The following is a 24,138-nucleotide window of genomic DNA, read 5'->3' as shown; positions in this document are numbered from 1 at the left end:
CAAATGCGCCCAGATTGCGGACTCGTCCCCATGATCCTAAAGTGATCCACCATGTTCGAAGCACACTTCCAGACATTCGAGGAGCCGGAGGCCGGCGTCGCATTGACCGCACGGCTGGCCGCACTTCGCGAAGAACTCGCCCGCCGCAAGCTGACCGGCTTCGTCATTCCACGCGCCGATCAGCAGCAGAACGAATATGTGCCGCCGTCGGAAGAGCGGCTGGCCTGGCTGACCGGGTTCACGGGTTCGGCGGGATTCGCGGTGGTTCTGACCCGGGAGGCCGCATTGTTCGTCGACGGCCGCTACACGCTTCAGGCCGCCAAGCAGGTCGATGCAAAGGCCTGGGCCGTGGAATCGCTGATTGACCCGCCGCCGGAGAGCTGGGTGTCGGCGCATCTGAAAGCCGGTGACCGCCTTGGATTTGATCCATGGCTGCACACTTTTACGGCAGCCGAACGCCTGTCCGCCGCCTGCGCCAAGGCCGGCGCCGAGCTGGTTGCGGTCGACAGCAATCCAATCGACGCGATCTGGCAGGACCGCCCGCAGCCGCCGCTCGCCCCCGTCGCCATCCACGGACTGGCACATGCCGGCGTTACGGAGGCTGAGAAGCTGACGCAGATCCGAAGCGAGATCGGAAAGCTCGGTGTCGATGCGCTGGTGCTATCTGACAGCCACGCGGTCGCCTGGACCTTCAACATCCGCGGCGCCGACGTCGCCCATACCCCGCTGCCGCTGTCCTACGCCCTCGTGCCGAAGGACGGACGTCCCACCATCTTCATCGACCATCGCAAGCTCTCCAACCTCACGCGCGACCATCTCGAGCAGGCCGCCGACGTGCGCGAGCCCGACGCGATGGCGCCGACGCTGATGGCGCTGGCCAAGAGCGGCGGATCGATCGCGCTCGACAGCGCCACCGCGGCCGACGCAATCAGTCGGCTGATCGCGGGCGCCGGCGGCAAGCCGGTGCGCGGCAGCGATCCGATTGCACTGCTCAAAGCGGTCAAGAACGCGACCGAGATCAAGGGCACGCAGACGGCGCATCGGCGCGACGCCGTGGCGCTGGCGCGCTTCCTCGCCTTCATCGACCGCGAGGCCGCAAGCGGCAAGCTCACCGAGATCGACGCGGTCGAGGCGCTGGAAACGTTTCGCCGCGACACCGGCGCGCTGAAGGACGTGTCGTTTCCGACCATCTCCGGCACCGGCCCGAACGGCGCCATCGTACACTACCGCGTCACCCGCAAGAGCAACCGGCGGATCGCCTCCGGCGACCTGCTGCTGATCGATTCCGGTGCGCAGTACGAAGACGGCACCACCGACGTCACACGCACCATGGCGGTGGGCGAGCCGACGGACGAGATGCGCGACCGCTTCACCCGCGTGCTGCGCGGCCATATCGCGATCGCGCGCGCGATCTTTCCGGACGGCACCACGGGCGCGCAGCTCGACACGCTGGCACGGCAATACCTCTGGGCCGCCGGCGTCGATTTCGAGCATGGCACCGGCCATGGCGTCGGCAGCTATCTCTCGGTGCACGAAGGTCCGGCGCGGATCTCGAAGCTCGGGACCACGCCGCTGAAGCGCGGCATGATCCTCTCCAACGAGCCCGGCTACTACAAGACCGACGGCTTCGGCATCCGCATCGAGAATCTCGAGCTGGTCGTCGCCGCCGACATCAAGAGCGCCGAGAAGCCGATGAACGCGTTCGAGACCCTGACCCTGGCGCCGATCGACCGCCGGCTCATCGACGCAGCGATGCTGAGCGAGGATGAGCTCGCCTGGCTCAATGCCTACCACGCCCGCGTTCGGGCCGAGGTGCGGCCGGCGCTCGATGAGGCGACGAAGGCCTGGCTCGATCAAGCGACGGCGGAGCTGACGGGTTAGGGCTCCTGTTTCGTAGCGCGCATAGCGCTACGCGATTTGCGCAAGGCTACTTCTCCAGCACAACTGTCATGCTCCGCGAAAGCGGGGCATCCAGTATTCCAGAGACGGCTAACGTGTTCGGATAAGCCGCGGCGTACTGGATTCCCCGCTTCCGCGGGGAATGACAGCGCACATGCCGCGCATGCAACGCACGCCCATCACTCCGGCATCATAACCATCCCGGAATCCGTATAGCCGCATTCCGAAACGCCGATATCGGACCTGTGCGAGCCCGCTACAGTCCGATTTGAATTCGAAAGACGGACGTTTATGCACGGCATCATCAGCAAGCCGCCAAAAGCGGCAACCAACCTTGCGACCTCGCGCGTGGTGTTGCTGCTGCTCGTCGTCATGACCGGGGTCGCGCCGATCTCGCTCTACATCCTGGTTCCGGCGCTGCCCGTGCTGGCGACGACGTTCGGGCGCGACATCTCGATCGCGCAGATGACGGTGTCGCTCTACATGGTCGGCATCGCGCTGTCGCAGCTCATCATGGGGCCATTGTCGGACAAGTTCGGCCGGCGCCCGGTGCTGCTCGGGGGCCTTGCGCTGATGGTCGTGGCGAGCATCGCCTGCATCTTCGCCGAAACCCTGCCGCAACTGATCGCAGCGCGTTTCTTCCAGGCGCTCGGCGGCGCCTCCGGCATGGTGGTGAGCCGCGCCATCATCCGCGACATCTACGCGCGCGACCGCGTCGCGTCCATGATCAGCCTCGTGGTCGCCGCGCTCATGATCGGCCAGATGGTCTCGCCGCTCACCGGCGGCCTGATCGAGACCGCATTCGGCTGGCGCGCGATCTTCTACGTCATCACCGTCGCCGCGATCATTGTCGCCGCTGGCATCGCGATCGCATTGCCGGAGACGCGCCGCGACCGCGCGGTCGGCAGCGGCGGCTTTCGCAGCGACGTCGGCACCCTGATCAAGAGCCGCGCCTTCATCGGCTACGTCATGTGCCAGGTGCTGGCGTCCCAGATCATCTTCACTTTTGCCGGTGGTGGGCCTTACATCGTCGTGACGCAGATGGGCCGAACCAGTGCCGAATACGGCGCGTGGTTCGCCACGACCGGTTTCGCCTATCTGGTCGGAAATCTGCTCTGCGTGCGCTTTGCGCCGCGGCACTCGCTGGCGAAGCTGATCTGGTTCGGGCTCGCGCTCCAGCTCGCCGGCAGCCTGTTGAATTTGCTGTGGAGTTTTACCGGCTGGAACGAAGCGCCCGCCTGGCTCTTCGGCACGCAGATGATCGTGATGGTCGGCAATGCCTTCGTGATGGCGAATTCCGCGGCCGGCGCGATCAGCATCCGCCCCGAAGCCGCCGGCACCGCGTCGGGCGCCATGGGCTTTCTGCAGCAGGGGATTGGCGCGCTGATGTCGCAATTCGGCGCCTATCTCGGCGGTCACTCGGCAACGACGCTGCCGCTGACCGCCGCGGTGCTGGCGATCTCGCTGCTCTGTGCCTGCATGATGTTCTTCGTCGTTCCCCGCCGCGAAGTCGTGGTCAGCGAGGCGCTGATCGGGCAGGCGGAAGAAGAAGAGACAGGGATGATGTGGGGGGTGGCGCGCTCCTCCGCGTCATTGCGAGCGCAGCGAAGCAATCCAGACTGCTACCTGCGGTAAGATTCTGGATTGCTTCGCTGCGCTCGCAATGACGACGGAGGGAGTCTCGTAGCCCGGATGGAGCGAAGCGCTATCCGGGGGCGCCGTTACCTGTGGCGCGAATCCCGGATTTCGCTGCGCTCCATCCGGGCTACGATCCTCCCGCGTTGACGAAAGTCGACCTCACTCCCCGATCAGCTTCAGCCACTCGTCCTCGGTCAGCACCTGGACGCCGTGCTTGTTGGCCTCGGCGAGCTTCGAGCCCGCGCCCGGGCCGGCGACGACGAGATCGGTCTTCTTCGAGACCGAGCCGGATACCTTGGCCCCTAACCGCTCAGCCGTCGCCTTGGCCTCGTCGCGCGTCATCTTCTCCAGCGATCCCGTGAACACCACGGTCTTGCCGGCAACGGCCGAGTTGCTCTTCGGCTTCTCGGCGTCGATGATCTCGATTTCGCTGGTCAACCGCTCGACAATGCCGCGATTGTGGCTCTCGCCGAAATAGTCGGCGATGCTCTTGATCACGGTGTCACCGATCTGGTCGAGCGCGTCCATGTCCGCCATCGCCTCCTCGTCACCGTGAGCGACCTTCAGGCAGGCGTCGTGGAAGGCGTCCCACGAGCCGTAGCCGCGTGCCAGCGCCAGCGCCGTGGTCTCGCCGACATGACGCATGCCGAGCGCGTAGACGAAGCGCTCCAGCGCGATTTTGCGCCGGCTCTCGATGGCGCCGAACAGGTTGCGCACCGAAGTCGCGCCGTAGCCCTCGATCTCCTCGAGCTTGAGCTTGGAATTGCGCTTCTCCAGCGTGAAGATCTCGGCGGGTTCCTTGACCCATCCTTCGTCGAAGAAATACTGGAGCTGCTTCTCGCCGAGACCATCAATGTCGAAGGCGCGACGCGACACGAACAGTTTCAAGTGCTCGATCTTCTGATAGGGGCAGGCGAACTCGCCGGTGCAACGGGATCGCGACTCCTCCTCGCCCGCCGCCGTCTCCCCGCGCACAACGTCGGTGTGCAGCGGGCAGGGACACTTCTTCGGGAGGTGAAACTCTCTTGCAGTCTTCGGCCGCTTGTCGAGGACGACGTCGACGACTTGCGGAATCACGTCGCCGGCGCGCTGGATCACGACGGTGTCGCCGATCCTGATGTCGCGGCCCTCGCGCAGCACCTCGCCCTTGTTGCCGATGCCCTTGATGTAGTCCTCGTTGTGCAGCGTGACGTTCTGCACGATCACGCCGCCGACCCCGACCGGTTCGAGCTTGCCGACCGGCGTGAACGAGCCGGTGCGGCCGACCTGGATCTCGATGTCACGCAGCACCGTCATGGCGCGCTCGGCCGGGAATTTGTGCGCGATGCCCCAGCGCGGCGTGCGCGAGACGAAGCCGAGCCGCTCCTGCCAGTCGATGCGGTCGACCTTGTAGACGACGCCATCAATATCGTAGTCGAGTTCGGCGCGCTCTTCCTCGATGCTCTGGTGGAACGCGATCAGCTCCTCCACGGAGTGGCACAACTTGGTCAGCGGATTGGTCTTGAAGCCGCAGCGCTCGAACCAGCCGATCATGCCGCTCTGCGTCCCCTCGGGCATCGCGCTCATCTCGCCCCAGGCATAGGCAAAGAAGCCGAGCGGACGCGAAGCGGTGATGGTCGGGTCCTTCTGCCGGAGCGAGCCCGCGGCCGAATTGCGTGGATTGGCGAAAATGGTATCGCCCGCCGCCTTCTGCCGCTCGTTGAGCGCGAGGAACGCCTTCTTGGTCATGTAGACCTCGCCGCGGACCTCGCAGATGTCGGGGACGTTGCGGCCTTTCAGCTTCTGCGGCACGTCTTCGAGGGTACGGATGTTGGCGGTGACGTCCTCGCCCACCGCGCCGTCGCCGCGCGTCGCCGCAGTGACGAGCTCGCCGCCCTCATAGCGTAGCGACATCGAGAGGCCGTCGATCTTCGGCTCGGCGGAGAAATTGACCTTGTCGTCGTCGAGCTTCAGAAAGCGCACGATACGGCCGACGAAGTCGCGCACGTCCTCTTCGGCAAAGGCATTGTCGAGCGACAGCATCGGGACGGAATGCCGGACCTTCTTGAAGCGGCCGGACGGCGCCGCGCCGACCTTCTGCGAGGGCGAGTCTGCCGTGACAAATTCCGGAAAGCGCTTCTCGATGGCATTGAAGCGCTGGCGTAACGCGTCGTATTCGGCGTCGGTGACGGTGGGCGCATCCTCCTGATAGTAGCGCTCGTTATGCCCCTCGATCTCGAGCGACAACCGCATGTGCTCGACCTTGGCCTGCGCCTTGGTGAGGTCGGCGACGTCGCGAAGTGGTTTCGATTTTGCTGCTCTTGCCATGATGATTAAGGTTCTAGCTCGTCGTTCCGGGATGGTCCGAAGGACCAGACCCGGAACCTCGAGATTCCGGGTTCGCACTTCGTGCGCCCCGGAATGACGGTTGGGGGAGAGACTATGGCTTACTACGTCTATATCCTAGCAAGCCGGCGCGACGGAGCAATCTATGTCGGCATCACCAATGACCTCGTGCGCCGCGTCTACGAGCATCGAATCAAAGGCGCGCCAGGCTTGACGGCCAAATACAACATCACGCAGCTCGTTTGGTTCGAAGTCTATGACGATCCGATCTCGGCAATCTCACGCGAGAAGGAGCTCAAGAAGTGGAAGCGGACTGGAAAATCAAGCTGATCGAGAAAGACAATCCAAACTGGGATGATCTGTACGAGTCGATCTGCAATTGAGAGGGTCATTTCGGGATGGTCCGAAGGACCAGGCCCGGAATCTCGAGATTCCGGGTTCGATGCTTCGCATCGCCCCGGAATGACGGTGAAAGCCTAAGCCGTGGCCGCCTTCAGCAGCCGTTCCGCCGCTGCCCTCGCCTCCGCCGTGATCTCGGCGCCGGCCAGCATGCGGGCGATTTCCTCGCGGCGGTGGTCGGCGGCGAGCGCATTGACGCGGGTGGCGACGCGCTTGCCCTTGTCGAGGGCATCCTTGGAGATGAGCAGATGCTGATCGGCGCGGGCGGCAACCTGCGGGGCGTGGGTCACGGCCATCACCTGGACCTTGCCGGCAAGCCGCGCCAGGCGCCCGCCGATGGCGTCGGCGACCGCACCGCCCACGCCGGTGTCGATTTCGTCGAACACCAGCGTCGGCGCCGAACCGCGGTCGGACAGCACGACCTTGAGCGCCAGCAGGAAGCGCGAGAGTTCGCCGCCGGAGGCGACCTTCATCATCGGTCCAGGCTTGGTGCCCGGATTGGTCTGCACCCAGAACTCGACGCGGTCGAAGCCTTGCGGCCCCGGAGCTGCCTCGTCGGTCGCAACCTGGGTCATGAATTTCGCGCGTTCGAGCTTCAGCGGCGCAAGCTCCGCGTTGACGGCCTTGTTGAGCTTCTCCGCCGATTTCTGCCGCACCAGCGACAGCTTCTTGGCGGCTGCGGCATAGCGGCTATCAGCCTCGATCGCGGCCTGCTCCAGCTTCTTCAGGCGCGAGGCACCGGCATCGATCAGCACGACGTCGGCGGCATATCTGGCGGCCAGCGCGGCGAGCCCGTCGACCGGCGTCGAATATTTGCGCGAGGCGGCCCTCAGCGCGAACAGGCGCTCCTCGATGCGTTCGAGCTCTGAAGGATCGAAATCGGTCGCGGCGAGCGCTGCCTGGAGGTGCTGGTCGGCCTCCTCCAGCGCGTTGATGGCGGCGTCGATCGCCTTCACGGCGGGCTCGACCAGCGCCGGCGAATTGACGCCACGTCGCTCCAGCCGGCGCACGGCGGCGGACAGCGAGGCGACCGGCGAATGGTTGCCGCCGACCGCTTCCTGCGCCTCGCGCAAATCGGAGGCGATCTTCTCGCCCTGCATCATGGTGGTGCGGCGGGACGCCAGCGAAGTCTCCTCGCCCTCCTTGGGCGCGAGCTGCTTGAGCTCGTCGGAGGCGTGGCGCAGATAGTCGGCCTCCCGCGCGGCGCGCTCCATGCCGGCGCGATGCTCCTCCAGCGCGGTGTTGGCGGTGCGGCGCGCGTCCCACAGTGCTTCGACCGCGGCGACGTCCTTCTCCAGGCCCGCGAACGCGTCGAGCAGGCGGCGGTGGGTGGCGGCATCGACGAGCGCGCGCTCGTCGTGCTGGCCGTGGATCTCGACCAGGGCGGCACCGACCGCCTTCAGCGTCTGCACGCTGATCGACTGGTCGTTGATGAAGGCCCGGGTGCGGCCGTCGGCGAGCTGCACGCGGCGGAGAATCATCTCGCCGGTGTCCTCCAGACCGTTCTCGGCGAGGATCTTCGTCGCGGGGTGATTCTTGGGGATATCGAACATGGCAGTGACCTGCCCCTGGTCCGCGCCGTGGCGCACGAGGCCGGCGTCGCCGCGGCCGCCGAGCGCAAGCGCAAAAGCATCGAGCAGGATGGATTTGCCCGCCCCAGTCTCGCCGGTCAAAACCGCAAGCCCGGTGGCGAATTCGATATCGAGCCGTTCGATCAGGACGATGTCACGGATCGACAGACGCGCCAGCATGGAACCAAATTTCCTAGCCGAGACCCATCTTCTTGAAGGTCCGGCTGATCCAAGACCCCTGATTCTCGCTCGGTTCGAGACCGCCGGATTTTACAAGATTATAGGCGTCCTTGTACCAGCGACTGTCAGGAAAATTGTGCCCAAGCACGGCTGCCGCGGTCTGCGCCTCGCCGACGATGCCGATCGCCAAATAGGCCTCGGTGAGCCGGAACAGCGCCTCCTCGACATGGCGGGTGGTCTGGTACTGCGTGACGACGGTCTTGTAGCGGTTGATCGCCGCCGTGTAGTCGCGCTTCTGTGCGTAGTAGCGGCCGACATTCATTTCCTTGCCGGCGAGCTGGTCGCGCGCACCCTCGATCTTGGCCTTGGCCGACGTCGCATATTCCGAGTTGGGATATTTGCGCACCACCTCTTCCAGAGCGGCGATCGCCTTCTCGGTGCGGGCCTGGTCGCGGCTGGTGTCCGGGATCTGGTCGTAATGGGAGGCCGCGATCAGATATTGCGCATAGGCCGCATCCGGGCTGCCGGGATGCAGCGTGACGTAGCGGGTGGCGGCGCCGATGCAGCCGTCGAAGTCGCCGCCCTGATAGGACGCATAGGCCGACATCAGCAGCGATTTGCGGGCCCATTCGGAATAAGGATGCTGGCGGTCGACCTCTTCGAACTTCCTGTTCGCCGCCTTCATGTCCTTCTTCTCGTTCATGAGGTACAGGCCCTCATTGTAGATCTTGTCGGCGGGCTCCTCGACGAAGGTGTCGTCCTTGGCAGTGAACTTGTCCCAGAGCGAGCCGGTGCCGCAGCCGGCGAGCGGCAGCGCGAGCATGATGAAGGTGACGGCCTGAAGCGGCCCACGGGCTCGCGGCGAGACCGAGAAATATCCGCGCGTCATACGCTGTGCCGACATGAGTTTAAGCCCTGACGCCCTGTGATGCGGTGCCCGCCAGCCCATGAACCCCGTCATGGGCGCGAAATGTAACCGTGGTGCCTGCCATGCGACCACGCCGATGTATCCGAAAAGCGATCTTTAACCAACCGGATAGGCAGGCATTTCGCCCGGATTAAGGCGAACGCGCCGCAATCCTAGCCGATCATGGTTACCGGGAGTTTCCCGGGGGCAGCCGCGGCCAGGGCCTGCGACAGCAGAGCCGTCAGGACACGTCGGGCCCGTAGGCCGCAGCGATCCGGCCGCCGACGATACCGCGACCGACTTCGCCCTGGAGACGCGTGGTGCGGCGGGCCGCCTCGCCCTCGACCACCCGCCAGGCGGTACGGTCGGCGAGCAACGCGGTCAGGACGGCGTGGTTGAGCTTGTGGCCGCCACGCACCGAGCGGTAGGCGCCAAGCAGCGGCAGGCCGGCCAGCGAGAGATCGCCAATCACGTCCAGCACCTTGTGGCGGGCGCATTCATCGGCGTAGCGCAGGCCCTCGGTGTTGAGCAGCCGCTCGTCGTCGAACACGACGGTGTTGTCGAAGGAGGCGCCGAGGGCATAACCCGCGCTCCAGAGCCGCGCGACGTCGGACATCAGGCCGAAGGTCCGGGCCCGGCCGACTTCGCGGCGGAAACGTTCCGGATTGAGGTCGAAAGCGTAAGCCTGCTGGCCGATGACGGGATTGGTAAAGTCGATCTCGACCTCGACGGAGAACCCGTTGGCGTAGGGCCTGATCTCGCCGAAGGAGTCGCCAACCTTGACCGAAACCGGCTTCAAAACCTGAATGAAGCGGCGCTGTGCCGATTGGGTCACGATACCGGCCTGGTCGATCGCCGCAATGAAGGCCGCAGCGCTGCCGTCCATGATCGGCACTTCCGGACCGTCGATCTCGATCGTGGCGTTGTCGACACCCATGCCCCGCAGTGCAGCAAGCACGTGCTCGGCAGTGGAGACCAGCGGACCGTTACGATCGCCGAGGACGGTGGCGAAGTCGGTCGCGATCACCTGGTCAGCGGTCGCCTGAACTTCGCGATCGCTTCCCTCAAGGCCCGTCCGGACAAAAATAAAGCCCGCGTCGACAGGTGCAGGCCCAAGCGTGAGGGTGACGGGAAGACCGGAATGAACGCCCACGCCTGCCACAGAGGCTTGCGCACGAAGCGTTGTTTGCCGGCTAAATTTCATCAGGAACCCGCCCCACTACGACCCACTGCGACTTATACTAGACCCACTTGGCCGGCCGGTGCCGGCGCCGCGAATCCGTATCCCCAAGTCACGGCAAACCATAGTCACTGCCTCAAACAGCGCCAACTCACGCTTTTTTACCGATTGTTACCCCAAACCTGCCGTATTCGCGCCAAGGCTTAACCAAATTGCGCCGAGGTTTTGGGCCGCTGCCGGCAGTTTTACTGAACACCCGAACACGTAATTAATGATTTAAAATCAGTTGTTTGACTGCGCAATCCGGGTATGCACGGGACAAAAGGAAAGGTCCCGGCAAGCTTGTTGCCGGGACCTTTTTTCGTCTGCCTTATTGTAACAATCCTCAGGTCGCCTGCCGCCGCAGGAAGGCCGGGATATCAAGATGGTCGTCGCCCTGTGGCGCCGGCGCAACAGGCGCGGGACGGCCGTGCATGTCCAGGCCCTGCGGCGCGGGTCGGCGGGCATACTCAGATACCGGTTCGCTCGACGCGATCTGCTGCGCCACGGTCTTCTGCTGCCGGCGCTCGGGCAGCGGCGGCATTGCGGGACCGGCGGTGCGGGCCGCGACCGGCGGCTCACTTTCCTCGTCGCGACGGCCGAGGCCGACATTGGCGAGGCGCTGGAGCAGCGACAGGCGGCTCTTCGGCGGCGTCTCCTCCTCGACCTCACCGCGAGCCTGGCGAAGCTCGGCCTGGGCCGGCATCGGCAGCTCGTCGATGCGCGGCATCCGCGGCGCACGGACCGGGCGCTCGGCCTGCGGCGGGATGAAGGTCTCGGGCGTCATCGGCTCCTGCATCGCGATCGGGGCCTGCTCAGGCTCCGGAAACAGGGTCGGCTTCTGAGCGATCGGGCGCACGGTGACGTCGCCGTAGGTCTGCATCGGCGCAGGTGCCTGCGGCACCTCCGCAACGGCGGCGGCGATCGCGGCGAGCGCAGCGCGCTCGACGTTCGGACGGGGCGCTGCAGCGACCGGAGGCTGTGCTGCGGCCGGCATCTGCGCTTCCAGCTTCTGGGCGCGCTCGGCCATGCGCTGATTGTCGGCGCGGAGCCGCGCGGTCAGGTCGGCGAGACGGCTCTCGGCAGCCACGGGCGGCGCTGCGGGAGCCTGCTGTGCCTGCGGCGCCGCGTTCGCGACGGGAGCGCTGGTCGCCTGGCTGTTACGGGCGATCGCGGCCTGCTCGATGCCGGTGGCAACGACCGAGACGCGGATCAGTCCGTCGAGCGCCTCGTCGAAGGTTGCGCCGACGATGATGTTGGCGTCCTGGTCCACTTCCTCGCGGATGCGGGTCGCGGCTTCGTCGACCTCGAACAGGGTGAGGTCCTTGCCGCCGGTGATCGAGATGAGGAGGCCCTTGGCGCCCTTCATCGAGCTATCGTCGATCAGCGGGTTCGCGATCGCAGCTTCGGCGGCGGTCAGCGCACGCTTGTCGCCGGAGGCTTCGCCCGTGCCCATCATCGCCTTGCCCATCTCGCGCATGACGGCGCGGACGTCGGCGAAGTCGAGGTTGATCAGGCCTTCCTTGACCATCAGGTCGGTGATGCAGGCAACGCCCGAATAGAGCACCTGGTCGGCCATCGCGAAGGCGTCGGCGAAGGTGGTCTTCTCGTTGGCGACCCGGAACAGGTTCTGGTTCGGGATGATCAGGAGCGTGTCCACGACCTTGTGAAGCTCGTTGATGCCGGATTCAGCGGTGCGCATGCGGCGGCCGCCCTCGAAGTGGAACGGCTTGGTCACGACGCCGACGGTGAGGATGCCCATGTCGCGCGCGGTCTTGGCGATCACGGGCGCTGCGCCGGTGCCGGTGCCGCCGCCCATGCCGGCGGTGACGAACACCATGTTGGCGCCCGAGAGATGGTCGCGCAGCTCGTCGATCACCTCTTCCGCCGCCGCGGCGCCGACGTTCGGCTGCGAGCCGGCGCCGAGCCCTTGCGTGACCGCGGTGCCCATCTGCACGATGCGCTGCGCCTTCGACATCGTCAGCGCCTGGGCGTCGGTGTTGGCGACCACGAAGTCGACGCCCTGAAGGCCCGCCGTGATCATGTTGTTGACCGCGTTGCCACCGGCGCCGCCGACGCCGAACACGGTGATCCGGGGCTTCAGTTCGTGAATATCAGGAACGTTGATGCTGATGGTCATGGTTGCTGCCTCTCGATCACGCGCGCGTGGGTTCGCCCCGGCCGGTGGCCGCGGGAGTTGGTGAAAATCGATAATTGCGGAAAGGAGTCATCAGAAGCCCTCGCGTAGCCATCGTCCGACCTTTCCGAAATAACCGCCCGTCCCTGTCCTGACCTGCTGCCGCGTATGCCGCGGTTCGACATGTTCGAGGTGAACATATTGCGGGTAGACGAGGAGTCCGGCCGGCACCGCGAACGCGGCGTTCTTCGCCTCGTTCGGCAGCCGGCCAAAGCCGAGCGGACGTCCGACCCGCACGGGCCGGCCGAGTATCTGGGTTCCGAGTTCGACGAGGCCAGTGAGCTGCGAGGCTCCGCCCGAGAGCACGACGCGGCCGTTGGGCTCTGCGGCGAAGGGCGAATCCTTCAGCTTGTCCCGAACCATTTCGAAGACTTCCTCGGCACGGTGCTTGACGATGTTGGCGATGGTGGCGCGGGAGACGATCTGCGGCAGATCCTGCTCGTCACCGGCTGTCGGCACAGACATCAGCTCACGCGAGTCCGATCCGCCGGTGATGACGGTCCCGTATAACGTCTTGATTCGCTCGGCATCGGCAATGGTCGCGGAGAGTCCGCGCGCGAGATCCATCGTGATGTGTTGCCCGCCGACCGCAAAACCCGCCGCATGCACGAAACGGCCGCCTGAATAAACGGCAATCGTGGTGGTGCCCGCGCCCATCTCGACGACCGCGGCGCCGAGATCGGCCTCGTCGTCGGTCAGCACCGACAGGCCGGCCACATACGAGCTCGCCGCCATGGCTTCGACATTGATGTGGCAGCGCTCGACCGCCAGCATCAGGTTCCGCGCAACGGTGGCGTCGCAGGTGACGACGTTCATGTCGATGCCGAACTGATGGGCAACCATGCCGCGGGGATCGCGGATGCCCTTGACGCCGTCGAGCGTGTAGCCGACCGGCAGCGCGTGCAGCACGGTGCGGCCTTCGCCCGTGGCGTGACGCATGCCGGTGGAGGTGACGCGGCTGACGTCGGCCTGCGTCACGGCGCCACCACGGATGTCGGCGGCGGCTTCGACCAGCTGGCCGGAAAGCCGGCCGCCGGAGACCGAGAGCAGCACGGACTCGACCCGCACCTTGGCCATCTTCTCCGCGAGCGCGACGGCCTGGCGCACCGCCTGCTCGCATTCACCGAGATCGATCACCGCGCCGGCCTTCATGCCGCGCGACTGGATCTGGCTGTAGCCGATCAGCTCCACCGCGTGGGTACGGCCGCGCAGCGCCTCGCTCGGCGCCGACGGCTTCAGCCGCGCGATCATGCAGGCGATCTTGCTGGTGCCGATATCGAGGCAGGCGACCAGGCCGCCGCGCTTGTGCGGCATCGGGCGCGTCTTCGGTGTCTGGGTGCGATCGAGACCGGTCATGCGGAATCCCCGGCCTTCTTTTTCTTCTTGTCCTTGAACAGATCCTCGCGCGCCTTGGCGGCGTCCTCGGACAGCTGCACCACCAACCGATCGGGCAGGCGCATGTCGACGGCGACGATGTCGCGGGAGAACAGCCGGTCCTCCTTGTCGAGCTTGGACAGCATCGCGAGCGCGTTGCCAACGTCCTGCTCGGGCAGGCGGATGTCGAGACCGTCCTTGAGCCTCAGATTCCAGCGCCGCTCGCCGACGAAGATCGCGGCCTTGGTCACCGAATTGACCTGCGGATAGCGCGCCAGCAGCGCGAGGAAGTCGCGAGCCTGGGTTTCGGCGCCCTTGCCGACCACGAGCGGCAACGACAGGAAACGGCGCGAGACGTAGGGCTCGAGCACGGCGCCGTCATCGGCGATGACCGAGAGCCGGCCAGCCTCCTGCCACAGCGCGAACGCCTTGCGCTCGGTGAGCTCGATCATGAGCTGGCCCGGATAGAGCTTCAGCACGGTCGCATCCGCGATCCAGGGATTGGCCTTGAGCTTGTCGCGCACCGCGTCGGCGTCGAGGAACAGCAGCGAGGAGCGGCCGCTGACGCCACCGATCGCCAGGATCTCGTCCTGGGTAAGCTGTTTGCGGCCGTTGATCACGACGGAGGTAATGCGGAACCCGGCGGAATTGGCCAGCGCGTTGCGAGTGTCGCTGACCGCGGTGATGAAATCCTGGAGATGGCCGCCCTTGACGATGCCGAAGCCGCAGCTTCCGATCAGCAGCAGCACGGTCATGCTGATCCCGACCCGGCGCGGCAGGTAGCGCTCGACGAGTGCGACCACGCGCGGCGGCGGCTCGCGCTCGACGACGGCCTTTGCTCTACTCTTGATCTTGGCGGCTGCGCGCCTCTCGTCACGCTTGTCCTGCAGCCACTCGCGCAGAAGCACGACCGCTCCGATCGCGGCCGCCTTCAGGTCAGCTTGGGGCCTCAGCGATCTGAAAAGGGACCGGGTGAGGCTTTCTGCTCCATCCATTGCACGAGCTCGTCAACAGTTTGCCCGCGACATCGCGCGGATCCTGGCGAACATGACGTCTTGGACATGCCGGGCGGGGTGCTGGTCTTCAGCAGAAGAAAACCTCTCCCCTTCAAAGCGTTCGCTGGAGGTGACATCACCCGCGACAGCTCACGCGCCGGCAGCCAAAGCGCCATATGCGCCGCCAGCGTTAACCTTCGGACGTCCTGGTAAACAAAAGGTAAAGTTCGTTAACGTCCGGCGCATTTTGCCCCGCTATGTGAGGCATTTATGCCGCGATGTCCGGCATTTTACTGGTTTTGGGCACCAAACCGGCCCGTTTTGCCCATTCGGCCGTTAACCAGTCCTAACTATTTCCGCACGCCTCGCCCGGCGAGCTCCACCAGGCCGCGCAGGAAGTCGACGAATTCGATCCCCTCGGCTTTCAGCGCCTTGGGGTAGAGCGAGGACTTGGTCAGCCCGGGCAGCGTGTTGGTCTCGAGATAGACCAGGCCCCTGTCCGAGACGATGAAGTCCGACCGGGAATAGCCAGTGCAGGACATCGCGCGGTGCGCCAGCATCGCCTGCGCCTTCAGCGCGGCGGTGATCTCGGGTGCGAAACGGCCGGGGCAGATCTCCTGGGTCGACTTCAGGAGATATTTTGCGGCGTAGTCGAAATTGCCCTCGCCCGGAATGATCTCGATCGGCGGCAGCGCGATGATCGAACCATCGGCGCGCTCCAGCACGCCGCAGGTCGCCTCGATGCCGGCGATATAAGGCTCGATCACATATTCTTCGTGCCTGGCCGCATTGCGGACGGCGACGAGATCCTGCTTGGCATTGACGAAGATCAGGCCATAGCTCGATCCGTCGCGCGCCGGCTTTGCGATCAGCCTCCCGTATTCGGCGAAGGCTTCGTCGATGTTGTCGAGCGCAACGTTCTCCGGCGGCGTCACGCCGCCGAGGGCGGCGAAATGCTTGGCCGCGATCTTGTCGAAGGCGAGATGCGAGGAAGCCGAGCCCGATCCGGTGAAGGCCACGCCGCGCGCCTCGCACATCACCTGCAATTCGCCGTTCTCGGCACGCCCGCCATGCAGACCGAGCACCAGCACACGATCCTCAGCCTTGGCCTGATCGAGTGCCTGCTCCAGCGGAATGCCTAATGTGCCCGGCTTGAACTCGTCCTCGAACGGACGGGTATGTTCGAGCAGTTGCTTCGCCTGCACGACATGCACCTTGTCCTCGACGTCCCACCACCAGAGATCAGCCTCGGGCAGCGCCTGATACAGCGCCTGGGCCGAGGCGACCGAAACCAGACGCTCCCGGTTGGAGCCGCCGAAGAGGATCGTGATGCGCATGTCTTCAGTTACCTATCCTAGTTGTCATTCCGGGATGCGCCGTAAGGCGCAGGCCCGGAATCCATAACCACGATCGTGAGTATGGATTCCGGGCTCTCGCTTTGCGAGCCCCGGAATGACACTCACGCGGGAATCCCGACCCGCTTGATTTCCCAGTGTAGCTCAATTCCGGAATTCGCCTTCACGCGTTCGCGCACGGTCTCGCCCAGCGTCTCGATATCGTGCGCCGTGGCATCGCCCGTGTTGATCAGGAAATTACAGTGCATCTCGGAAACCTGCGCGCCGCCGACACGCAAACCGCGGCAGCCGGCGGCATCGACCAGCTTCCAGGCGGAATGGCCGGGCGGATTCTTGAAGGTCGAGCCGCCGGTCTTTTCGCGGATCGGCTGCGCGGTTTCGCGATGGCTTTGCACCTCCGCCATGCGCGCGCGGATCGCCTCGGCATCTTTGATCTCACCGCGAAAGCGTGCCGAGGTGAAGATGATGGAGGGATCGACGCCGCTGTTGCGGTAGACGAACTTCATGTCGGCGTTGGAGAACGCGTGCTTGGTGCCGTCGCGCCCAACCCCTCGCGCCTCGATCAGAACGTCCTTGGTCTCGCCGCCATTGGCGCCCGCATTCATGCGCAGCGCGCCGCCGATGGTGCCGGGAATGCCGAAATAGAATTCGAGCCCGCCGATATTGGCCGACGCGGCAACCTCCGCCACGCGCTTGTCAAGCGCGGCAGCACCGGCGGCGACGATATCGCCGCTCGCGCTCGCCTCGCCGAAGGCGCGCGGCGCGAGCCGGATCACCACGCCCGCAATGCCGCCATCGCGCACGATGAGGTTGGAGCCGACGCCGACGACATAGACGGGAATGTCGGATGCGAGACGCGCGAGGAAGTAAGCGAGATCGTCCTCATCCGCCGGCGTGAACAGCATCTGCGCCGGACCGCCGACGCGAAACCAGGTGAGCTCGGCGAGCGACTGGTTGGCCAGCAGTCGGCCGCGGAGCTCGGGCATCGCGGCTTTGATCGAGGGAGTGATGTCGGGGAAGGTCATGTGAGGACAACGCCCCAGCAGGAGTTTGTCTCACGTGAGGAATGCACACTCTTTCCGTTCCCTCCCCCCTTGTGGGGGAGGGAACGGGAGGGGGGTAGCCCCAAGCGAGATCGGAGTTTGTGGCCACCCCTCTCCCCCGCCCTCCCCCACAAGGGGAGAGGGAGCGCAGTGTGCCGTGCAGCAAGCAGTGAGTGAAGCATCGCCACTCTTACCCCAGCGCCTTCAATTCGCCCGGCAGTGCATACGCCCATTGCGTGATGTTGCCGGCACCGAGGCACACGACGAGATCGCCGGATTTCGCCAGCCCCTTGACGATACCCGCAAGCTCCGACGCGGCCGGCAGCGGGACTACCTCGCGATGGCCATGGGCGCGCAGGCCTGCGACGAAATGCTCGCGGTCGATGCCGTCGATCGGCGCTTCGCCGGCGGCATAGACATCGGCGACAACAACCGCATCGGCATCGTTGAAACAGGTGCAGAATTCCTCAAACAACGATTGCAGGCGGGTGTAACGATGCGGCTGCACCACGGCGATGACCTTGCCGTCGTAGGAATCGCGCGCCGCTTTCAGCACTGCCGCGATCTCCACGGGGTGATGGCCGTAATCGTCGATGACGGTGACGCCGTTCCATTCACCGGTCTTGGTGAAGCGGCGCTTGACGCCGCCGAAGCCGGCCAGCGCCTTGCGGATGGCATCGTCCGACACGCCGAGCTCATGCGCGACCGCAATTGCAGCCGTCGCGTTCGAGGCGTTGTGCCGGCCCGGCATCGGCAGCGCGAGGTCGGCGATCTCTTGCACGGCGCCGCTCTTGCGGTCGCGGATCACGACCTTGAATTTCGAGCCGCCGCCGCCCGCGGTGAGATCAACCAGCCGCGCGTCCGCCTGCGGATTCTCGCCGTAAGTGATGATGCGGCGATCCTCGATCTTGCCGACGAGGGTCTGCACCACGGGATGATCGATGCACATCACGGCAAAGCCGTAGAACGGCAGGTTCTCGACGAAATGTCGGAATGCGTCCTGTACGGCGTCGAACGTCTTGAAGTGGTCGAGATGCTCGGGGTCGACATTGGTGACGATCGCGACATCGGTCGGCAGTTTCAAAAACGTGCCGTCGCTCTCGTCGGCCTCGACCACCATCCAGTCACCGGCCCCTAAGCGCGCGTTGGAGCCATAGGCATTGATGATGCCGCCGTTGATCACGGTGGGATCGAGCCCGCCGGCATCGAGCAGCGTTGCGACCATCGTGGTCGTCGTGGTCTTGCCGTGGGTGCCGGCGATGGCGACGCAGCTCTTCAGCCGCATCAGCTCGGCCAGCATCTCGGCGCGGCGCACCACGGGAATGCGGCGCTCGCGCGCCGCCATCAGTTCCGGATTGTCGCGCTTGATCGCGGTGGAGACGACAACGACCTCGGCCCCGTCGACATTCTCGGCCTTGTGGCCGACCGACACCTTCGCGCCCTTCTTGCGCAGACGGTCGAGATTGTAATTGTCGGAGGCGTCCGAGCCCTGCACGGCATAGCCGAGATTGACCAGCACCTCGGCGATGCCGCTCATGCCGATCCCGCCGATCCCGACGAAGTGGATGGGTCCGATCTCGCGCGGCAGTCTCATGCTCTATCCCGTCGTTCCGTCGTCATGCCCGGGCATAAGCGCGAAGCGCGTGTTTGCGCAAGGCGTCCCGGGCATCCACGAATCCCATGGTACTTCATGCAAGACGTGGATGGCCGGGACAAGCCCGGCCATGACGGCAAAAATACGAAAATCGGTCCGTTTAGGCTCAGATTCCTGCGACCTTGACCACCAGATCGGCCAGCCGCTCGGCGGCATCGAGCCGCCCTGCCCCCTTCGCGGCTTCGGCCATGGCGGCAAGGCGCGCGGGCTCGGCGGCGAAAGCGGAGATTTCGGCGGCAAGGCGATTGGAGGTGAATTCGGTCTGTGGGATGCGGATCGCGCCATCGACCTTGACCAGCACGCCGGCATTGGCGAACTGATCCTGGTCGATCGAACCGGGCAGCGGCACCAGGATCGAGGGCCGGCCGATCGCAGCGAGCTCGGCCACCGTGCCGGCGCCGGAGCGCGACACGATCAGATGGTTGGAAGCAAGCCGCGCCGGCAGATCCGTGAAGAACGGCGCAAGCTCTGCCTTGATCTTGAGCTTGTCGTAGACCGCGCGGACGCGGCTCATGTCCTCGTCGCGCACCTGCTGGGTGAGAACAAGCCGGCTCCACAGCGCGGGCTCGAGGCGCTCGATTGCGCCCGGCACGATGTCGGCCATGATGCGCGCGCCCTGGCTGCCGCCGACCACGAGCAGCCGCAGCGGTCCGTTCACCTCGGGCGCGGCATATGGCACAGCAGCGGCAGCGAGGACCGCGGGTCGCATCGGCGTACCGACCGTCGTGGTCTTGCCTGATAGCGCCGGATCCCGATCAAGCACGCCCGGGAGCGACGTCGCGATGGCGCGCACGCGGCTCGACAGGAACCGGTTGGCGCGGCCGAGCACCGCGTTGGCGTCGTGGATGATGCCGGGCACGCCGGCGAATTTCGCAGCGACCAGCGGCGGCAGCGTCGGATAGCCGCCAAAGCCGACGACGGCGACGGGCTTCAAGCGCTTGATCAGCGCGTAGGCTGATAGCGTGCCGGCAACGAGCGTGAAACCGGCGTAGGCAAGCTGAAACGGATTGCGGCCGCGTGCGGTCTCGCTGGCCACGACGTCGATCATGTCCTTGCTGAACAGCCCGCTATAGCGCAGCGCGCGCTCGTCGGTGACGAGGCGCACGCGAAAGCCGCGCCGGATCAGCTCGACGCCGAGCGCCTCGGCCGGAAACAGATGGCCGCCGGTGCCGCCCGCGGCGAGAAGAATCAGGGGGGAATTGTCCATAGTGGAGGCGTTTTACAGCCTATCCTCCGTCATTGCGAGCGCAGCGAAGCAATCCAGACTGCCTCCACGGACACAATCTGGATTGCTTCGTCGCCAGCGCAAAATTGCTACGCAATTTTGTCGCGGGCTCCTCGCAATGACGAGTTAGGCGTAACTCCGCATCGCGTCGGCGTGGCCGCTGGCCTCGACCTCGGTGCGGGGGCGCAGCCGTGTCAGCGCCAGCATCATACCGACGCCATAGGCCAGCGACACGATCGAGGAGCCACCATAGGAGATGAAGGGCAGCGTCATGCCCTTGGCGGGGATCAGCTGCAGGTTCACCGACATGTTGATTGCAGCCTGGACGCCGAACAGGATGGCGAGCCCTGAAGCCGCGAAGCGCGAGAACATGTCCTCGTTGGCATAGGCGCGCGACAGCGTGCGGATGACGACGAAGGCAAACAGCGTCAGCATCGCAAGACACAGGATGATGCCGAACTCCTCGGCTGCGACCGCGAACACGAAGTCGGTGTGGCTGTCCGGCAGGCTGCGCTTGGCGATGCCCTCACCCGGCCCGAGCCCGAACCATCCGCCGTTGTAGAAGGCCTCCATGGCGGTATCGACCTGGAAGGTGTCGCCGGAGGCCGGGTTCATGAAGCGCTTGATGCGCCCCGCCACGTGCGGGACGAACAGATAGGCGCTGAACAGGCCGGCCGCACCAAGCCCCGCGAGGCCGAACACCCAGATCATGCGCATGCCCGCGATGAAGAACAGCGAGCCCCACACCATCAGGATCAGCATGGTCTGGCCGAAGTCCGGCTCCATCACCAGCAGAGAGACCAGCATCAGGAGCAGCACCAGCGCCATCGAGGTCGCCGGCATCTCGGGCCGCTTGGTCGATTCCGCGAACAGCCAGGCCGCAATGACGACGAACGAGGGTTTTGCGATCTCGGAGGCCTGGATGTTGACGCCGAGCAGCGTGATCCAGCGCCGCGAGCCCTTCACTTCGGGCCCGATCGCGAGCGTCAGCACGATCAGGATGATGCTGGCCGCGAAGATGATCAGGGCCGAGCGGCGGATCGCGCGCGGCGACAGGAACGACACGCCGAGCAGCACCAGGCAGGACGGCGCCAGGAACAGCACGTGGCGGCTGAAGAAATGGAACGGATCGAGCCCGATGCGGGTCGCAACCGGCGGGCTCGCCGCCAGCGACAGGATCACCCCCGTCAGCATCAAGGCCAGGATCGCGCCCATCAGCGGCTTGTCGACGGTCCACCACCACTCGGAAAAGGGGGTGCGTTCTTCACGGGAGAGCATGGGCGGCCGCTTTCGGACAGAGGTCCGTCCATTGGTCGCCGAGGTTGGTTACCGGGGGGTTAAGGAAACGGGGATGTTTCGAGATGATCCCCGCTCGCACCTTAAACACGGTGTCATGCCCCGGCTTGACCGGGGCATCCAGTACGCCGCGGCCCCTCGGCTCAAGCACCGTCTCTGGAATACTGGGTCGCCCGGTCAAGCCGGGCGACGACAGCGGAGATTGTGAAGGCGGCCCTCACACCACCGGCTTCACGCCCGGCAGCGCCTGCACCAGGTCTCGAAACTTGGTGCCGCGGATCTCGAAGTTGCGATACTGGTCGAAGGAGGCGCAGGCCGGCGACAGCAGTACGACGGCATCAGTGAGGCCTGATGCTTCCGCATCGCGCGCGGCGTGCTCAACTGCGACGTCGAGCGTCTGGCTGATCTCGTGCGCCGCCTGCGTGCCCAGCGTGCCGGAAAATTCCTGCGCAGCCTCGCCGATCAGATAGGCTTTTCGGATGCGCGGGAAGTAGCCGGTGAGGCCAGTGATGCCGCCCGCCTTGGGCTTGCCGCCGGCGATCCAGAAGATGTCCGAGAAGGACGACAGCGCATGCGCGGTCGCATCCGCGTTGGTGCCCTTGGAATCGTTGACGAACAGCACGTTGCCGCGCCGGCCGACCTGCTCCATGCGATGCGCCAGGCCTGGAAAGCTGCGCAGGCCGTCCTGGAGAACATCGAGACTGATGCCCATCGCGAGCGCGGCGGCGGCGGCGCAAGCCGCGTTCTGCGCGTTGTGCTGGCCGCGCAGCGAGCCGATGCCGCCGAGCTTTGCGACCTCGCTGCGCGCGCCCCCCGAGGTGCGCACGATATTCCCGTGCTCGACATGGATGCCGGAGGCCAGTGGATTCCTGACGGAGATGCGCTCGACCTTCTTGCCGGCGCGGTCGAGCCGATCGGCGATGTCGCGGCAAAAGCCGTCGTCGACGCCGACGATCGCGGTGCCGCCGTCTTGCACGCCCGCAACAAGGCGCTCCTTCACCGCAGCGTAATGCGCGATGGTGCCGTGACGATCGATATGGTCTTCGCTGACATTGAGCAGGATGCCGACGGAGGGATCGAGCGAAGGCGTGAGGTCGATCTGGTAGGACGACATCTCGATGACGTGGACGCGGCCCATGCGCGGCGGCTCCAGCGAGAGGATCGCGGTGCCGATATTGCCGCCCATCTGGGTGTCGTAGCCGGCGACTTTTGTGAGATGCGCGATCAGCGCCGTCGTGGTCGACTTGCCGTTGGTTCCGGTGATGGCGACGAACGGTGCGTTCGGGGCGTGGCGCCGCCGCTCGCGGCAGAACAGCTCGATGTCGCCAATGACCTCAACGCCCGCCTCGCGCGCCTTCAGGACGCTCCAGTGCGGCACCGGATGCGTCAGCGGCACGCCGGGCGCGAGCACGAGCGCAGCAAGGTTTGCCCAGGACACCTTGCGCAAATCCGCGGTGATGAAACCGGCCTGCGCGGCCTTGGCGACGTTCTCGGCATTGTCGTCGGCGGCGATCACCTCGGCGCCCCCGGCCTTCAGCGCGTGGCAGGAGGCGAGCCCCGAACCGCCGAGGCCGAACACCGCGACGGTCTTGCCGGCAAAGAACGTGACGGGGATCATCGATCGATCACCGCAGCTTCAGCGTCGACAGGCCGGCGAGCGCCAGCATCACCGAGATGATCCAGAAGCGGATCACGATCTGCGGCTCGGTCCAGCCGAGCTGCTCGAAATGGTGATGGATCGGCGCCATGCGGAAGATGCGCTTGCCCGTTAGCTTGAACGACACCACCTGCACGATGACGGAGACCGCTTCCAGCACGAACAGGCCGCCGATCACCGCGAGCACGATCTCGTGCTTCACCGCTACCGCGATGGCGCCCAGCATGCCGCCGAGCGCGAGCGAGCCGGTGTCGCCCATGAAGATCGAGGCCGGCGGCGCGTTGAACCAGAGGAAGCCGAGGCCGGCGCCCAGCAGCGCTCCGCACAGCACCGCGAGCTCGCCGGTGCCGGCGACATATTTGATCTGGAGATATTCGGCGAACACCGCGTTGCCGGCGAGATAGGCGATCATCGCAAAGCTCGCGGTCGCGATCATCACGGGAACGATGGCGAGGCCGTCGAGACCGTCGGTGAGGTTCACCGCGTTGCCGGAGCCGACGATGACGAAGGCGCCGAAGATGACGAAGAACCAGCCGAAATGCAGCACGGTGTCCTTGAGGAAGGGAATCGTCAGCGCGGTCGAGGCAGGATCGCGGTTCAGCCGCACCAGGGCGTAGCAGGCCACCAGTGCGATGGCGGCTTCGATCAGCAGGCGGAGCTTGCTGCCGAACCCGGTCGTGGTCTGCTTGGTCACCTTGAGGTAATCGTCATAGAAGCCGACGAAGCCGAAGCCGAGCGTCACCGCCAGCACGATCCAGACATAGGGGTTGAGTGGATTGGCCCACAGCACCGTGCCGACGGTGAGGCCGGATAGGATCATCAGCCCGCCCATGGTGGGCGTGCCCTTCTTGGCGAGATGCGATTGCGGACCGTCGCTGCGGATCGGCTGGCCCTTGCCCTGGCGGATGCGCAAATGATCGATAATCCAGGGTCCGAACAGGAACACGAACAGCGCGCCGGTGACGACGGCGCCGCCGGTGCGGAAGGTGATGTAGCGGAAGACGTTCAGGAAGGTGCGAACGGCACCGAAGCCCGGAAATGTGTTGGAGAGCTCGATCAGCCAGTAAAACATTCAGTCGGTCCTATGGCGCCTATGCACGCGGTCTTGGCCTTGATCTTGGCCTCAACGTGTCTCACGCGCATTCGCTGGTCTTCATCATGGGTCGCGCGACCTCTGGGGAAACCGGGACGGCTTCGCGCCGCA

The 24,138-nt window shown here is 65.4% G+C and carries 16 protein-coding genes and 1 pseudogene; 3 read left to right on the top strand and 14 right to left on the bottom strand.

The window, feature by feature from the left end; all coding sequences use genetic code 11:
• The first annotated feature begins 51 nt into the window (after window positions 1-51).
• Window positions 52-1,881: an aminopeptidase P family protein gene (locus tag IVB26_RS10995; RefSeq protein ID WP_247971674.1), complete on the top strand. Its 1,830-nt coding sequence runs from the start codon at window positions 52-54 to the stop codon at window positions 1,879-1,881.
• A 309-nt stretch (window positions 1,882-2,190) separates the two neighbouring features.
• Entirely contained in the window at window positions 2,191-3,534 is a 1,344-nt protein-coding gene (locus IVB26_RS10990; protein ID WP_247971673.1) for a multidrug effflux MFS transporter, read from the top strand.
• Between the two features lie 162 nt (window positions 3,535-3,696).
• Here IVB26_RS10990 and ligA read toward each other — a convergent pair whose 3' ends face one another.
• Window positions 3,697-5,844, bottom strand: coding sequence for an NAD-dependent DNA ligase LigA (ligA, locus tag IVB26_RS10985; protein ID WP_247971672.1), 2,148 nt, complete (start codon window positions 5,842-5,844; stop codon window positions 3,697-3,699).
• A 114-nt stretch (window positions 5,845-5,958) separates the two neighbouring features.
• On the opposite strand from ligA, the pseudogene IVB26_RS10980 reads away from it, so the two are divergent.
• Window positions 5,959-6,245 (top strand): annotated as a pseudogene (locus tag IVB26_RS10980) (GIY-YIG nuclease family protein).
• A gap of 93 nt (window positions 6,246-6,338) precedes the next feature.
• Here the strand turns inward: IVB26_RS10980 and recN are convergent.
• The 13 genes from recN to mraY form a co-directional block, all read right to left on the bottom strand.
• Entirely contained in the window at window positions 6,339-8,012 is a 1,674-nt protein-coding gene (recN, locus tag IVB26_RS10975; protein ID WP_247971671.1) for a DNA repair protein RecN, read from the bottom strand.
• Window positions 8,013-8,025: 13 nt separating this feature from the next.
• On the bottom strand, window positions 8,026-8,916 hold the full coding sequence (locus IVB26_RS10970; RefSeq protein WP_247971670.1) for an outer membrane protein assembly factor BamD: 891 nt from the start codon (window positions 8,914-8,916) through the stop codon (window positions 8,026-8,028).
• 244 nt (window positions 8,917-9,160) lie between these two features.
• Window positions 9,161-10,123, bottom strand: coding sequence for a UDP-3-O-acyl-N-acetylglucosamine deacetylase (lpxC, locus tag IVB26_RS10965; RefSeq protein WP_247971669.1), 963 nt, complete (start codon window positions 10,121-10,123; stop codon window positions 9,161-9,163).
• Between the two features lie 361 nt (window positions 10,124-10,484).
• Complete coding sequence (ftsZ, locus tag IVB26_RS10960; protein ID WP_247971668.1) at window positions 10,485-12,278, bottom strand: cell division protein FtsZ; 1,794 nt, start codon at window positions 12,276-12,278, stop codon at window positions 10,485-10,487.
• A 90-nt stretch (window positions 12,279-12,368) separates the two neighbouring features.
• Window positions 12,369-13,691, bottom strand: coding sequence for a cell division protein FtsA (gene ftsA / locus IVB26_RS10955; RefSeq protein ID WP_247971667.1), 1,323 nt, complete (start codon window positions 13,689-13,691; stop codon window positions 12,369-12,371).
• Entirely contained in the window at window positions 13,688-14,704 is a 1,017-nt protein-coding gene (locus IVB26_RS10950; protein ID WP_247971666.1) for a cell division protein FtsQ/DivIB, read from the bottom strand. Before IVB26_RS10950 ends, ftsA begins: the two co-directional genes overlap by 4 nt.
• Before the next feature lie 350 nt (window positions 14,705-15,054).
• Window positions 15,055-16,041 (bottom strand): D-alanine--D-alanine ligase family protein, encoded by a 987-nt coding sequence (locus IVB26_RS10945; RefSeq protein WP_247971665.1) that lies wholly within the window; start codon window positions 16,039-16,041, stop codon window positions 15,055-15,057.
• Between the two features lie 122 nt (window positions 16,042-16,163).
• Complete coding sequence (murB, locus tag IVB26_RS10940; RefSeq protein ID WP_247971664.1) at window positions 16,164-17,084, bottom strand: UDP-N-acetylmuramate dehydrogenase; 921 nt, start codon at window positions 17,082-17,084, stop codon at window positions 16,164-16,166.
• 208 nt (window positions 17,085-17,292) lie between these two features.
• Window positions 17,293-18,696, bottom strand: a complete 1,404-nt coding sequence (gene murC / locus IVB26_RS10935; RefSeq protein WP_247971663.1) for a UDP-N-acetylmuramate--L-alanine ligase — start codon at window positions 18,694-18,696, stop codon at window positions 17,293-17,295.
• Window positions 18,697-18,862: 166 nt separating this feature from the next.
• Entirely contained in the window at window positions 18,863-19,963 is a 1,101-nt protein-coding gene (gene murG / locus IVB26_RS10930; RefSeq protein ID WP_247971662.1) for an undecaprenyldiphospho-muramoylpentapeptide beta-N-acetylglucosaminyltransferase, read from the bottom strand.
• A 144-nt stretch (window positions 19,964-20,107) separates the two neighbouring features.
• The gene (ftsW, locus tag IVB26_RS10925) at window positions 20,108-21,259 is read right to left on the bottom strand and encodes a putative lipid II flippase FtsW (protein WP_247971661.1); all 1,152 of its coding nucleotides are present in this window, start codon (window positions 21,257-21,259) and stop codon (window positions 20,108-20,110) included.
• Between the two features lie 235 nt (window positions 21,260-21,494).
• Window positions 21,495-22,895: a UDP-N-acetylmuramoyl-L-alanine--D-glutamate ligase gene (gene murD, locus IVB26_RS10920; RefSeq protein ID WP_247971660.1), complete on the bottom strand. Its 1,401-nt coding sequence runs from the start codon at window positions 22,893-22,895 to the stop codon at window positions 21,495-21,497.
• A gap of 7 nt (window positions 22,896-22,902) precedes the next feature.
• Window positions 22,903-24,006 (bottom strand): phospho-N-acetylmuramoyl-pentapeptide-transferase, encoded by a 1,104-nt coding sequence (gene mraY / locus IVB26_RS10915; RefSeq protein WP_063202105.1) that lies wholly within the window; start codon window positions 24,004-24,006, stop codon window positions 22,903-22,905.
• Between the last annotated feature and the right edge of the window lie 132 nt (window positions 24,007-24,138).

It is taken from the genome of Bradyrhizobium sp. 195, assembly GCF_023101665.1.
Lineage (GTDB): Bacteria > Pseudomonadota > Alphaproteobacteria > Rhizobiales > Xanthobacteraceae > Bradyrhizobium.
This window is presented reverse-complemented; position numbering and strand designations above follow the sequence as displayed.